The organism is Rugamonas sp. GW822-FHT03B10 (assembly GCF_058801745.1).
The window spans coordinates 17,180-30,526 of record NZ_JBXANP010000006.1; the positions used below are offsets into that span (position 1 = coordinate 17,180).

General features: G+C 64.8%; 10 protein-coding genes and 2 tRNA genes. 2 read left to right on the top strand and 10 right to left on the bottom strand.

What is annotated here, in order from left to right; translation table 11 throughout:
• Nucleotides 1–34 precede the first annotated feature (34 nt).
• The 6 genes from AC1RQG_RS11590 to AC1RQG_RS11615 form a co-directional block, all read right to left on the bottom strand.
• Nucleotides 35–2,407 carry a DNA polymerase II gene (locus AC1RQG_RS11590; RefSeq protein ID WP_493131403.1) on the bottom strand — a complete coding sequence of 791 codons (2,373 nt, stop codon included), beginning with the start codon at nt 2,405–2,407 and terminating at the stop codon, nt 35–37.
• Between the two features lie 77 nt (nt 2,408–2,484).
• A complete protein-coding gene (locus AC1RQG_RS11595; protein WP_493131405.1) occupies nt 2,485–3,609 on the bottom strand; it encodes an HPP family protein in 1,125 nt (374 codons plus the stop codon).
• 101 nt (nt 3,610–3,710) lie between these two features.
• Nucleotides 3,711–4,880 carry a cyclopropane fatty acyl phospholipid synthase gene (gene cfa, locus AC1RQG_RS11600; protein ID WP_493131407.1) on the bottom strand — a complete coding sequence of 390 codons (1,170 nt, stop codon included), beginning with the start codon at nt 4,878–4,880 and terminating at the stop codon, nt 3,711–3,713.
• A 248-nt stretch (nt 4,881–5,128) separates the two neighbouring features.
• On the bottom strand, nt 5,129–6,046 hold the full coding sequence (locus AC1RQG_RS11605) for a LysR family transcriptional regulator (protein ID WP_493131409.1): 918 nt from the start codon (nt 6,044–6,046) through the stop codon (nt 5,129–5,131).
• 97 nt (nt 6,047–6,143) lie between these two features.
• A tRNA-Arg gene (locus tag AC1RQG_RS11610) sits at nt 6,144–6,220 on the bottom strand.
• A 77-nt stretch (nt 6,221–6,297) separates the two neighbouring features.
• Nucleotides 6,298–6,374: transfer RNA gene (locus AC1RQG_RS11615), tRNA-Pro, on the bottom strand.
• Nucleotides 6,375–7,187: 813 nt separating this feature from the next.
• On the opposite strand from AC1RQG_RS11615, the gene AC1RQG_RS11620 reads away from it, so the two are divergent.
• Nucleotides 7,188–7,619: a hypothetical protein gene (locus AC1RQG_RS11620; protein WP_493131411.1), complete on the top strand. Its 432-nt coding sequence runs from the start codon at nt 7,188–7,190 to the stop codon at nt 7,617–7,619.
• 137 nt (nt 7,620–7,756) lie between these two features.
• Here AC1RQG_RS11620 and glmM read toward each other — a convergent pair whose 3' ends face one another.
• From glmM to AC1RQG_RS11640, 4 genes are all read right to left on the bottom strand, one after another.
• Nucleotides 7,757–9,106 (bottom strand): phosphoglucosamine mutase, encoded by a 1,350-nt coding sequence (gene glmM / locus AC1RQG_RS11625; protein ID WP_493131413.1) that lies wholly within the window; start codon nt 9,104–9,106, stop codon nt 7,757–7,759.
• Between the two features lie 39 nt (nt 9,107–9,145).
• The gene (folP, locus tag AC1RQG_RS11630) at nt 9,146–9,985 is read right to left on the bottom strand and encodes a dihydropteroate synthase (protein ID WP_493131415.1); all 840 of its coding nucleotides are present in this window, start codon (nt 9,983–9,985) and stop codon (nt 9,146–9,148) included.
• A gap of 88 nt (nt 9,986–10,073) precedes the next feature.
• On the bottom strand, nt 10,074–11,954 hold the full coding sequence (gene ftsH / locus AC1RQG_RS11635) for an ATP-dependent zinc metalloprotease FtsH (RefSeq protein ID WP_493131417.1): 1,881 nt from the start codon (nt 11,952–11,954) through the stop codon (nt 10,074–10,076).
• Between the two features lie 182 nt (nt 11,955–12,136).
• Nucleotides 12,137–12,832, bottom strand: a complete 696-nt coding sequence (locus AC1RQG_RS11640) for an RlmE family RNA methyltransferase (protein ID WP_493131419.1) — start codon at nt 12,830–12,832, stop codon at nt 12,137–12,139.
• 41 nt (nt 12,833–12,873) lie between these two features.
• On the opposite strand from AC1RQG_RS11640, the gene AC1RQG_RS11645 reads away from it, so the two are divergent.
• Nucleotides 12,874–13,344 (top strand): YhbY family RNA-binding protein, encoded by a 471-nt coding sequence (locus tag AC1RQG_RS11645; protein ID WP_493131421.1) that lies wholly within the window; start codon nt 12,874–12,876, stop codon nt 13,342–13,344.
• Nucleotides 13,345–13,347 lie beyond the last annotated feature (3 nt).

A 13,347-nucleotide genomic window follows, 5' to 3' on the forward strand; every position in this document is an offset into this window, starting at 1 on the left:
CCGCGCCGGGCATGGCCGCGTCAACCGCGCCGCCTCAGAACAGGGTTTGCTGGCGGCTGGTCAGGCTGCTGAAGTCGTCGTCGAGGAACGGCAGGATGGCGTCGGCCACCGGCTGCAACTGGCGCGCCAGATAGTGCTCGTAGTCGATGGCGGCGCGCCTTGCCTCCAGCGGTTCCGGGCCGGCCACCGTCATCACGTAGCGGATCCAGCCGCCGCGCTGGTATTGCAGCGGGCGGCCGTGCTGGCGGTTGTACTCGTCGGCGCTGCGCGCCGCGCGCACGTGGGGCGGCACGTTGCGCTCGTAATCCTCCAGCGGGCGGCGCAGGCGCTTGCGGTACACCAGCAGGTGGTCGTACTCGCCGCTGACGGTGCGCAGCGCGTAGTCGCGCACATAGTCGCGGTAAGGCTGACCCTTGAAGATGCGCTCGTACAGCCCTTGCTGGAACTGCTGCGCCAGCGGGGTCCAGTCGGTGCGCACCGTCTCCAGCCCCTTGTAGACCATCCGGTCGCCGCCGCCGGCGTCCGTCACCAGGCCCGCGTAGCGCTTCTTGCTGCCCAGGTCGGAGCCACGGATGGTGGGCATGAGGAAGCGCCGGTAATGGGTCTCGAATTGCAGCTCGAGCGCGCTGGCCAGGCCGAATTGCTCGCGCAGGTGCGCGCTCCACCACTGGTTGACGTGGTCCACGAGCGCGCGCCCGATCTCGCCCGCGCGCGCGTCGTCGTGCGCCTTGCCCAGCCAGACGAAGGTGGAATCGGTGTCGCCGTAGATGACCTGGTAGCCCCGCGCCTCGATCAGTTCGCGCGTGCGGTGCATGATCTCCTGGCCACGCAAGGTGATCGAGGAGGCCAGGCGCGGATCGAAGAAACGGCAGCCGCTGGAACCGAGCACGCCGTAGAAGGCGTTCATGATGATCTTGAGCGCCTGCGACAAGGGCTTGTTGTGCTCGCGCTTGGCCGCCTCCCTGCCCTGCCAGATCTGGTTGACGATGGCCGGCAGGCAGTGGCGTTCGCGCGAAAAACGGGCGCCGCGGAAGCCGGGCACGGTGTCCGCTTCCGCCGGCGCGCGCATGCCCTCCACCAGTCCCACCGGGTCGATCAGGAAGGTGCGGATGATGGACGGGTACAGGCTTTTGTAGTCGAGCACCAGCACGGAATCGTACAGGCCGGAGCGGGAATCCATGACGTAGCCGCCGGGACTGTTCTCGCCGACCACGTCGCCGAGGTTGGGCGCCACGTAGCCCTGGCGGTGCATCATGGGCAGGTACAGGTGCTCGAACGCGGCCACGGAACCGCCGCTGCGGTCGGTCGCCAGCCCCGTCACGCTGGCCCGCTCGAGCAGGAAGGTGAGCAGCTCGGTGTGGGCGAAAATGCGCGTGACCAGTTCGCAGTCGTGCAGGTTGTAGCGGGCCAGGGCCGGCTTGTCCTCGGCGAAGCGGCGCTCGATCTCCGCCATGCGCTGGTAGGGGTTGTCGATATCCTTGCCTTCGCCGAGCAGCGTCTGCGCCACATATTCGAGGCTGAAGGACGGGAAGCTCCAGGTGGCCGATTTGAGCGCCTCGATGCCGTCGATGATGAGCCGCCCGGCGGCCGCCGCGAAGTAGTGCTGCTGGCCGCCGCCGTGCTCGCGCCACTCCATGGCGCTGCCGTCGCGCCCGAACAGCAGCGGCACCTGCAGGCGCTCGGCGTGTTCGCGCAGCACGCGCAGGTCGAACTGCACCAGGTTCCAGCCGATGATGGCGTCCGGGTCGTGCGCGGCCAGCCATGCGTTGAGGCGTTCCAGCATCTGCGCGCGGCTGTCGCAGTAGTCGAGCGCGAAATCGCGCGGCCCGTCGACGCCGTTCGGCGGCCCCAGCATGTAGACCTGGCGCCGGCCGCAGCCTTCGAGCGCGATCGAGTACAGGTCGCCGCGCGAGGTCGTCTCGATATCGAGCGACACCATGCGCAGCGCGGGCCGGTAGCCGGGCGCCGGCTTCAATACACAGTCCAGCAGGAGGCCGGCGCCATCGGGGCCGGGCTGGCCGCTGAACGCCACGGGCGCCGTGATGAAGCGCTCCATCAGGTAGCGTTCGGGCGGCCGGATATCGGCCTCATACACGTCCACGCCGTGCGCGCGCAGCCGCTTCTCCACCTTGAGCAGCTGGCGGTACTGGCGGCAGTACAGGCCCAGCACCGGGCGGCTGTGGAAGTCGCTGAGCGACAGTTCGCGCAGTTCGCAACCGCGTTCCGCTTGCAGCAGCAGTTCGGCCTGCGCGCGCTGTTCGGCCGGCACGAACGCCACCGCGCGCTGCACGGGCAGGCGCAACCGGCGCGGACCCCGGTCGGTGGCCAGCCAAAATTCAACCTCGGTACCGGCCGCCGTATCGCGCCAGTGCCGGGTCAACACGAAGCCCTGCTCTTCTTGCACCACCTGCCTACCCTTATCCAGACTCAGAACGCCGCCGCGCGGCATCCCACACTGTACCAGCCGGGCGGCGAAAACTCATCCTAGGCGGCGCGGGCGGTCATCTGATCCAATGACTTCTGGTACAGGCCGGCCACCAGATTGGCCTGGGTGACCATGCCGCGCAGGCGGTTCGCCGTGTCCACCACGGGCAGATGGTGGTGGCCGTAACTGGCGAACATGGGCACGAGTTCGGAGATCGGTTGCAGCAGATGGGCCGTCTTGACCTCGCTGCTCATGACGTCGCGCACCAGCACGCGCGGCCGCAGCCGCACCGTGCCCGGCAGCTCGGCGCTCGCATGGGCGTGGGCGTGCACCACGAAATCCGTCTGCGTGACGATGCCGATCACGCGCTGCTCATCGTCGACGACGGGCAAGGCCTTGATCTGGTGCTCGCGCAGCAGGTTCCAGGCCGCGTCGGCCGTCGTCTCGGGCCGCACCGTGCGCGCCGCCGTCGTCATCACGTCGGCGCAGAACAGGTTTTCCATGTGCCGGCGGTAGGCGCGGATCTCCACTTCGTTGAACAGCGTCTGCAAGTCCTCGGCTTCCACGTCGAGCATTTCGCCATGCTGGGCCAGGGCTTCCTCCAGGTCGGCCCGCGTGAAGCCGGTGCGGCGCGCCGGCGCGGCGTTGGCGGCCGCGCGGTGCGGATAGCGGTGGCCGGTCAGCCGGTGGTACACGAGGGCGCTGACCAGCAGGGCCACGGAATTGAGGCCGACCGGCGCCAGCACGAAGCCGTACCCCAATCCGTGGACGGTGGTGCCCCCCAGCACGGCCGTGAGCGCGACGGCGCCCGATGGCGGATGCACGCAGCGCAGATAGAACATGGCGGCGATCGCCAGCGGCACGGCCATCGTGGCCGCGACCATGGAGTCGCCGACGGCGCGCACGCAGGCCACGCCCACCAGCGCCGACACGAGGTTGCCGCCGATGATGGACCACGGCTGCGACAGCGGGCTGGCCGGCACGGCGAACAGCAGCACGGCCGAGGCGCCCATGGGCGCCAGCAGCAAGGGCAGGCTGCTGTTGGCGCCCACGGCGAGCCGGGTCAGGCCGGCCGTGAGGGCGATGCCGATCAGCGCGCCGAGGCAACTGCGCAGCCGTTCCTTGTTATTGAGATGGATGGCGGCGGGGGTGAGACTGAAAAACCATTTTCTAACCGAAGACACAACAAAACCTTTACGCGGACAGACGATCATCAGCGATGGCGGCAAGCCGCCATCGCCCAAGTGGGGAGGAAACTGGAGCCGGGCGCGGGGGCGGCGCGGACTCAGGAAAGGCGGCGGTATCCGCCCGTGATGCCTTCCCTGGAAAATACCCATTGCCACAACTGGATATCGCGCGCCCGGAACGCGCCGGCGCACGACAGCAGGTAGTAGCGCCACATGCGGTGGAAGCGCTCGCCCAGCTGGGCCGCGAAACGGGGCCAGGCCGCCTCGAAATTGTGGTACCAGGCCATCAGCGTCTTGTCGTAATCGGCGCCGAAGTTGTGCAGATCCTCGGCCACGAACAAGCCGTCCGCCGCGTCGCCGATCTGGCCGATCGACGGCAGCGCGCCGTTGGGGAAGATGTATTTGTCGACCCACGGATCGGGCACCGAGGCGCGCACGTTCTTGCCGATGGTGTGCAGCAGGAACAGGCCGTCGTCCTTCAGGCAGCGGTGCGCCACCTCCATGTAGGTGCGGTGGTTCTTGTGGCCGACGTGCTCGAACATGCCGACACTGACGATGCGGTCGAAGCGCTCGTTGAGCTCGCGGTAATCCTGCAGCCGGTACTCGACCGGCAAGCCCAGGCTATGCTCCCTGCCCCACTGCGCCTGCTCGCGCGAGATGGTGACGCCCACGCAGCTGACCTGGTAATACTCGGCAGCGAAGCGCATGAAACTGCCCCAGCCGCAACCGATGTCGAGCACCTTCATGCCGGGCCGCAGGTCGAGCTTGCGGCAGATGAGGTCGAGCTTGTCCTCCTGCGCGGCCGTCAGCGTCTTGGCGCCCTTCCAGTAGCCGCAGGTGTAGGTCATGCGCGGATCGAGCATGGCCGCGTAGAACTCGTTACCGAGGTCGTAATGGACCTTGCCGACCTGCCAGGCGCGCCGGCGCGTCTGCAAATTGAGCAGTTTCGCGCTCAGGGCGTGCACCAGCAGGCGCACGGGTTTGACCTGCTGATCGAGCCGCGCCCGCAGCAAGCGGCAAAAAAATTCATCGAGCCGTTCCGCCTCCCATGCGCCGTCCATATAGGCTTCCCCCAGGCCCAGGTTGCCCTGGTCGAACACGCGTTCCAGCACGCCTTTGCCGCGTAGCTGGATGTCCCACGGGGCATTGCCGTTGATGGCGATGCCAGCCGTGGCCAGCAGGCTGGCGGCGGTGTCGTAGAGCCGGGAGTTGGGGAAGAAGGGATCGGAACTGGATGAACGGAGTGCGGTGGACGAAATCTGATTCATAAGCCTGATAAGTGGACAAGCGCGGCGCCGTGACGGCGGCCGGCCCTGCGGTACATCATCCATCTGACACGACGGAAGCCAAGAGGTGACGCGCGGTTATGTTCTGATACGGCAAAGCCGGTCTGAACGGGAGGAAACAGTGTCGCACCCACAAGGTTTCTTGACTAATGAAAAATTCTGGCAATTCATATCAAAAAAATGTTTTTGAAATTGCCTGGACTGCGCCCGCCTGGCGCGGGCGGGCCCGCTCAGGCGTCGTCCAGCGTGTCGCCGCAGGGCATGGCGGCCGGACGGGGGCCGATGGTGTGCTGGAGGCTGGCGCGGTCCGTGCTGGCGACCACGGCCCGCATGGCGTCGCGCACCCGGTCCAGCGTGGCGCTGTCGCGCTGGCTGGCGTAGACCACGTAGGCCGAGTGGGAGAATTCTGGCGTGTCGCGCACGCGGCGCAGGCGGCCGTCCGCGATGAATTGGCGGGCCATGCTGGCCCGGAAATAGCCGGCCCCGCCCACGCTCAGCAGATAGGTCATGGCCAGCGGCCCCAACGAGATCGACATGGGCGGCATGCTCAGTTCCGGGTGGGCCGCCTCATGGTTGATGGAAAACTGCGGCCCCCAGTCCACGTAGATGTAGCGCTCGGGATCGACCTTGCCGTCGGCGTCCGTGGTCACCATGATCAGCTTTTCCTCAAGCAGCAATTCCGACACGAGGCCGGCGCGCGGACGCGGGTTGTACAGCACGGCGATGTCGAGCGAGCCGTCCTGCACCCGGTCCAGCAGGCGGCCGGCCATCGCCACCTCGGATCGGATCGACACCTCGGGATGGCTGCGGTTCATCCACACCAGCCAGTCGGCCAGGAACGGATGCCACAGGCTCAGCTCGGTGCCCACGCTCACGCCCACTTCCCTGCCGGCCGGCAAGGCGATCTGGCGCCGCGCGCGTTCCCACACCTGCACCAGCGCATGGGCGTGACTCATGAATTGCTCGCCCGCGGTAGTGAGCCGGGCGCCGGCCTTGTTGCGCACGAACAGGCGCTGGCCCAGCTGCTCCTCGAGCGTGCGGATGCGGGCGCTGACGGCCGTCTGCGTCAAATGCATGCGCTGCGCCGTCTGGATGAAGCTGCCGTTGGCGGCCACTTGAAGAAAGGTTCGTGCCAGGTTGATATCCATGGGCACTATAGTAATGCAAGGAATACTTGTTTGTCCCCAAGCTCGAACGCATGACGTGACGGGGCGGACAAAACGTGTGGCACTGTGCCTGTGGGGATGGCCTGCCCAGCAGGAATCGAACCTGCGACCCTCAGCTTAGAAGGCTGATGCTCTATCCAACTGAGCTATGGGCAGCGCGATGCGGGGTGCGCATGCGAATGCACGCACAAATGAAAAACGGGTTGTCGATGACAACCCGTTTTATACGTTCTTGGTCGGAGTACAAGGATTCGAACCTTGGACCCCCTGGTCCCAAACCAGGTGCGCTACCGGGCTGCGCTACACTCCGATGACGACATCATAACCGCTGACGCCATTTTCGTCAATGTAAGTGTGCGTGATGGATTTTTCAGCGCCCGGCCGCCGCTATCGCGTCAATCCCGGCCGCGTGCTCCGCCAGATATCGCCCTATTCCGGCCTCATTTAAAAAGCCATATTCGGCGCGATGGGCCATATATTTTATGCAGCCGCCCGGCATTAACGATAGAAATATATTTAGTTACATTTTCCCCGATTAATAGCAGAATGACTAGCAATCAGATATTCTTACGCTGCGTGACCGTCCACGAGACGCTACAGGATAATCTCCGCGCACCCGCCGGAGTCGCAGCAGGGGACGAATGGGCACTACTGCCAGAGAGCAGCCGCACACGCTTCTCTCAGTAATACCAAATGACCGCCCGTCGTCAACCAGGCGCGCGCCACACGCGTCTTATTCAGCCGGCCATTCTCAAGGCGCCGGCAGGAATCTTCCCCATCTCGGATGGTGTGAGCGACATCGTTGCTTTTGCTTCAGCAGTTACGCTGCGCTGGTTCGCCCCTGCCTTGCGGAGGCGGACGGAGCTGGCGGGATTCCGGTCGGCCGTTATTTTCCCGCCAGGTCGGCGCACGGCGAATTGATATTCAAATGGAATCGCCGACGATACATAATCGGCATGATCAGGATATTAACCCGTCAGCATCAAAATGATACAAAACCAGAACCCTCCATGCAGAATCAGCATGATGAAGTTTATACCACAAAGAAAGTTCGCCAATATTAACGGATTAAATCAGCGCTAAAAAAAACGGCGCTGTTCAATAAGAAAGAATGGTGAAAATCATGAACAAGTTTATTCTCGCCTCACTGCTCGGCGCGACGTCGCTGGTCGCATTCAGCCAGACCGTCACGCCCGGTGAAACCGTCACGGTGGCCGGCCATGCGCTGCGCATCGACGCGCCCACCCATGTGCGCCTTATGGACCAGGATGAATTCTATCCGTACAAAGCCACTTACACGCTGGCCAACGGCCAGGAGCTGACCCTGACCGCACGCGGCCGCACAATGTTTGCCGAGGTGGACGAACTGGGCAAGCACCAGATCGTGGCCACCGGCGCCCATTCCTTCACGGCGCTGGACCAGCAATTGCAGATGACGATCAATCTGGAGCCCAACGATAACGTCACGGGCGAGCTGTTGATGGTGGTGCCGGAGAGCAGCATCTCCGATGGCACCGTGATCCCGGCCCGCACCGTGTCGCTGGCCGTGCGCTGAACGCGCCACGGTCAGGCGGGCTGGCCGCCTGGCGTCCGGCCCGCATCGCCCTGCACGCCTGATCCCCTCCATGCGCGCAGGGCGGGCCCGGTCTGACGGCCGGGCCGCTGCCCGCCCTTTCCCCGTCCTTCCCCCGCTCAGGCCGCCAGCTGGCTGTCGACCTTGTCGGCGATGCGCTGCGCCATGGCGGCCGCGTCGGCCGCGTTGCGCGCTTCCACCATCACGCGGATCAGCGGCTCCGTGCCCGAGGCGCGGATCAGCACGCGCCCGCTGTCGCCCAGCTCGCGTTCGACCAGTTCCTTCTCGTGCACCATGGCCGCGTTGCGGGTCCAGTCGAAGCCGGGCGCCACACGCACGTTGACCAGCGTTTGCGGGAACAGCACCAGCTCCTGCGCGCACTGTTCCAATGACTTGCCGCTGCGCACCAGCGCCGACAGCACTTGCAGCGACGAAATGATGCCGTCGCCCGTCGTATGCTTGTCCAGGCACAGCAGATGGCCCGAGCCTTCGCCGCCCAGGATCCAGCCCTTCTCCTGCATCACTTCCAGCACGTAGCGGTCGCCCACCTTGGCGCGCGCGAAGCCGATGTTCTTTTCCTTGAACGCCACTTCCAGCGCCATGTTGGTCATCAGTGTGCCCACGGCGCCGGGCACGGGGCCCGTGGCCAGTCGGTCCATCACCATCACGTACAGCAGCTCGTCGCCGTTGTACAGGCGGCCCGTGGCGTCGCACATGATGAGGCGGTCGGCGTCGCCATCGAGCGCGATGCCGAGGTCGGCGCCATGGGCGCGCACGGCGGCCGACATGGCGTCGGGCGCCGTGGCGCCGTGGCCGGCGTTGATGTTGAAGCCGTCCGGCTTGTTGCCGATGGCGATCACTTCCGCGCCCAGTTCATGGAACACGTGGGGTGCGATGTTGTAGGCGGCGCCGTGCGCGCAGTCGACCACGATCTTCAGGCCGCGCAGGTCCAGCTCGTTGGGGAAGGTGCTCTTGCAGAATTCGATGTAGCGGCCCTGGGCGTCGTCCAGGCGCTTGGCGCGGCCCAGCTTCTCGGACGGCACGCACGCCATCGGCAAGTCGAGCGCGGCCTCGATGTCGAGTTCCACGGCGTCGGGCAGCTTGGTGCCCTGGTCGGAGAAGAACTTGATGCCATTGTCCTGGAACGGGTTGTGCGAGGCCGAGATGACGACGCCGGCCTGCAGGCGCAGCGCGCGCGTCAGGTAGGCGATGGCGGGGGTGGGCATGGGGCCGGCCAGCATCACGTCCACGCCGGCGGCCGAGAAGCCGGCCTCCAGCGCCGCTTCCAGCATGTAGCCGGAGATGCGCGTGTCCTTGCCGATCAGCACGGTCGGCTTGCTGCCGCCCGCGCGGGCCTTGGCCAGCACCTTGCCGGCCGCGTAGCCGAGGCGCATGACGAAGTCGGGCGTGATGGGCGCCTCGCCGACGAGACCCCGTACACCATCGGTGCCAAAATATTTGCGTGCCATAGTTATCGTAGTCCTAATTTAAGATTCGTTGAATTTCGTTTATTGCGCCGCCTGCCACACCTTGAGGGCATCGACGGTCTCCGCCACATCATGCACCCGCACGATCAGCGCGCCCTGCGCTACCGCAGCGAGCGCGCCCGCCAGGCTGCCGGCCAGGCGCTGCTCGACGGGCTTGCCCGTCACCGCGCCGATCATGGACTTGCGCGACAGGCCGGCCAGCAACGGCAAGCCCAGCTGTTCGATCAACTGCCCGGTGGCCTTGAGCAAAGCATAATTATGCGCGACAGTCTTGCCAAAACCAAAACCTGGATCGATGCACAACCGGCGCGGGTCGATGCCGGCCGCCGTCAACGCCGCCACCCGCTCGCGCAGGAAGGCCGTCACCTCGGCCACCACGTCGCCGTAGGCCGGTTGCTGCTGCATCGTGTCGGGCGTGCTCTGCATGTGCATGATACACAGCGCGCAGTCACTGTCGCGCACGGCTTCGATGGCGCCCGGCGCGCGGAAGCCGTTGATGTCGTTGATCATGTCGACGCCGGCGATGATGGCTTCGCGCATCACCTGCGGCTTGTAGGTGTCGACCGAGAGGGCCTTGCCGCAATCGCGCAGCGCGTACAGCACCGGCATCACGCGCTGCAGCTCCTGCTCCAGCGGCAGCGCCGGCGCGCCGGGACGGCTCGATTCGCCGCCCACGTCGATGATGTCCACGCCCTGCCCTATCATCTGCTCGGCGTGCGAGACGGCGAACTCGAGCGACTGGTAGTGGCCGCCATCGGAGAAGGAATCGGGGGTGACGTTGAGGATGCCCATCACGCGCGGGCGGTGGCCGTCGCCCGCCAGCGGGAAATTGTAACGGCCGAACTGAAGTTGTTGTCGCATTGAAACTATTGTTGGTGGGCGCCGTGGCGCATAACGAAAAAGGGCGAGGATCGCTCCTCACCCTTTGCTGGTGGTCGTACTGAACGGATCAGGCCGGCGCGGTCACGCTGGGCGTCACGCCGGGGCCGCCATCGCTAGGATGCTTGCGGATGGTCACGCCCGCCTTCGGCGGACGCGGCTCCTGGCCGGCCATGATGTCGTTGATCTGGTCGGCGTCGATGGTCTCCCACTCCATCAGGGCCTTGGTCATCATCTCGACCTGCTCGCGGTGTTCCTCAAGCAGCTTGCGGGCCAGCGAATACTGGGTGTCGAGGATGCTGCGGATCTCGGCGTCGACCTTCTGCTGGGTGGCCTCGGAGATGGTCTTGGAGGCGCCGCCGAAGAAGCCGTCGTTCTGGCTGTCCTCGTACACCATCACGCCCATGCTGTCGGACATGCCGAAGCGGGTGACCATGGAACGGGCCAGCTTGGTGGCGCGCGCGAAGTCGTTCGAGGCGCCGGTCGACATCTGGCCGACGAAGATCTCCTCGGCGATGCGGCCGCCGAACAGGATCGAGATTTCCTCCAGCATCTTGTCCTTGTAGCCGGACAGGTTGTCATGCTCGGGCAACTGCCAGGTCAGGCCCAGGGCCCAGCCGCGCGGCATGATGGTGACCTTGTGCACGGGGTCGGCCTTGGGCAGCAGCTTGGCCACGACGGCGTGGCCGGACTCGTGGTAGGCCGTGTTGCGGCGCTCTTCCTCGCGGATGATCATGGACTTGCGTTCCGGACCCATGAAGATCTTGTCCTTGGCGTCCTCGAAGTCGATCATGTCGACCAGGCGCTTGCTGCGGCGCGCCGCGAACAGGGCCGCCTCGTTGACCAGGTTGGCCAGGTCGGCGCCCGAGAAGCCGGGCGTGCCGCGGGCCAGGATGTCGGCCTTGACGTCGGTGCCGATCGGCACTTTGCGCATGTGCACATTGAGGATCTGCTCACGACCGCGGATGTCGGGCAGGCCCACGGACACCTGGCGGTCGAAACGGCCCGGACGCAGCAGCGCCTTGTCGAGCACGTCGGCGCGGTTGGTGGCGGCGACGACGATCACGCCGGAGCTCGCCTCGAAGCCGTCCATCTCCACCAGCAACTGGTTCAGCGTCTGTTCGCGCTCGTCGTTGCCGCCGCCCATGCCGGCGCCACGGTGGCGGCCGACGGCGTCGATCTCGTCGATGAAGATGATGCACGGCGAATGCTTCTTGGCGTTCTCGAACATGTCGCGCACGCGCGACGCGCCCACGCCGACGAACATTTCCACGAAATCGGAACCGGAGATCGAGAAGAACGGCACCTTGGCCTCGCCGGCGATGGCGCGCGCCAGCAGCGTCTTACCGGTGCCGGGAGGACCGACCATCAGCACGCCGCGCGGGATGCGGCCGCCCAGTTTCTGGAATTTGGTGGGGTCTTTCAGGAAGTCGACGATCTCGTTGACCTCCTCCTTGGCCTCGTCGCAGCCGGCCACGTCGGCGAAGGTCACGGTGTTGTTGGTTTCATCCATCATGCGCGCCTTCGACTTGCCGAAGGAGAACGCCCCGCCCTTGCCGCCGCCCTGCATCTGCCGCATGAAGAAGATCCACACGCCGATCAGCAGGATCATCGGGAACCAGGAGACGAACATTTGCTGCAGGAAACCTGGCTCCTCGGGCGGCTTCACGTCGAAGCGCACGCCGTTGTCGCGCAGGTCGCCGATCAGGCCCCGGTCCAGGAAGGTGGCGCTGGTGCGCACCTTGCTGTCATCGACGCGGGTGGCCGTGATGGTGCCGCCCTCGATCAGCACTTCCTTGATGCGTTTCGCTTTCACTTCATCCAACAAGTCGGAATACGCGATGGCCTTGGCGCCGCCGCTGATGCCATGGTTGTCGAATTGCTTGAACAGCATGAATAAGAGCAGCGCAACGACTACCCAAATGGCCGATTTGGAAAACATGTTATTCACGAAAACTCCTTGGATGCGGGGCGCATCTTTTACCAATAGCTAGAAACCCGATTTTACTCGCAATAAGCAGGCGGTGCCAGAAACCATCCCGTGCGCGGGGCCGAACAGCCAACGCGGGCGCAGGAAAGCCACTGATTTTGAAAAAAAACCGGCTCTATCCATGGCTAAGTGCGGCCCCACCCTTAAATATCAAGGGGAAAATCATCCATCTCGTCGGGCAAATGCATGGCGCCGCTGGCCGGGTTTTTCAAACCCTTACCGAGAAGAAATATCTCCGACGATTTATCGCGACTGGCCTTGGGTTTTTTCTGGACCACGACCTTGAATTCTGCCCGGAATTTCTCCACGATCTGGCTGAATCCCATGTCCTTGAAACATTTGACCAACAACGCGCCGCTCGGTTTCAGGTGCGATTGCGAAAATTCGATGGCCAGGTCGATCAGATGCTCCATGCGGGCCGCATCGGCCGTGGCGATACCGGACAGGTTGGGCGCCATGTCCGACAGCACCAGGTCGACCTTGCGGCCGGCCAACACGGATTCCAGTTCGCGCAACACGCGGGCGGTGCGAAAGTCGCCCTGGATGAAGTGGAAATCGGCCACCGGCTCCATGGGCAGCATGTCGAGTCCGATCAGGGTGCCATGCACGCCGCCGCCCTCCTTGCCCGCCAGCTTGCGCCGCGTGTACTGGGCCCAGCTGCCGGGCGTACAGCCGAGGTCGACGATGACCTGGCCTGGTTTGATGAGTTTCTCGTCCTCGTCGATCTCCTTGAGCTTGAACGCCGCGCGGGCGCGGTAGCCCTCCTTCTGCGCCAACTTCACGTAGGGATCGTTAATGTGGTCGTGCAACCAGTTCTTGTTTAATTTTTTCTTTGCCATTCGCGTAGAATACTGCTTTTAAGGAACCACTAAAAATTATTATGATCAAACTTACACCCGTTGAGCGCAGCGCCCTGCGCGCCGAAGCCCATGGCTTGAAGCCTGTTGTGATGATCGGCGAGGCGGGACTGACCCCGGCCGTCATGAAGGAAATCGAACTGGGGCTCGATTCCCACGGACTGATCAAGGTCCGCGTGTTCGGTGACGACCGCGAAGCGCGCGTGGCCATGTACGACACCATCTGCGAACAACTGGGCGCCGCCCCCGTGCAGCACATCGGCAAGCTGCTGGTGCTGTACCGCCCGAAAAAAGAGGTGGCCAAGGAACGCAGCGGCAAGACCGGCAAGGGCTTGCGCGAAGTCACCATCGTCAAACCGAGCGCCAGCGGCACCAAGCGGCCGTCCGTGACCAAGGTGATGATCAAAGGGAATGAACGCGTGACCGAAGGCGGCTCCATCAAGCGCGCCAAACCGCGCCAGACCTCGGCCAAGAAGAGCGCGCTGGGCAAATAAGCC

Coding starts and splice junctions, on each gene's coding strand:
- AC1RQG_RS11645 (WP_493131421.1), top strand. CDS start 12,874: ATGATCAAACTTACACCCGTTGAGCGCAGCGCCCTGCGCGCCGAAGCC.
- AC1RQG_RS11620 (WP_493131411.1), top strand. CDS start 7,188: ATGAACAAGTTTATTCTCGCCTCACTGCTCGGCGCGACGTCGCTGGTC.
- cfa (WP_493131407.1), bottom strand. CDS start 4,880: ATGAATCAGATTTCGTCCACCGCACTCCGTTCATCCAGTTCCGATCCC.
- AC1RQG_RS11605 (WP_493131409.1), bottom strand. CDS start 6,046: ATGGATATCAACCTGGCACGAACCTTTCTTCAAGTGGCCGCCAACGGC.
- folP (WP_493131415.1), bottom strand. CDS start 9,985: ATGCGACAACAACTTCAGTTCGGCCGTTACAATTTCCCGCTGGCGGGC.
- glmM (WP_493131413.1), bottom strand. CDS start 9,106: ATGGCACGCAAATATTTTGGCACCGATGGTGTACGGGGTCTCGTCGGC.
- AC1RQG_RS11640 (WP_493131419.1), bottom strand. CDS start 12,832: ATGGCAAAGAAAAAATTAAACAAGAACTGGTTGCACGACCACATTAAC.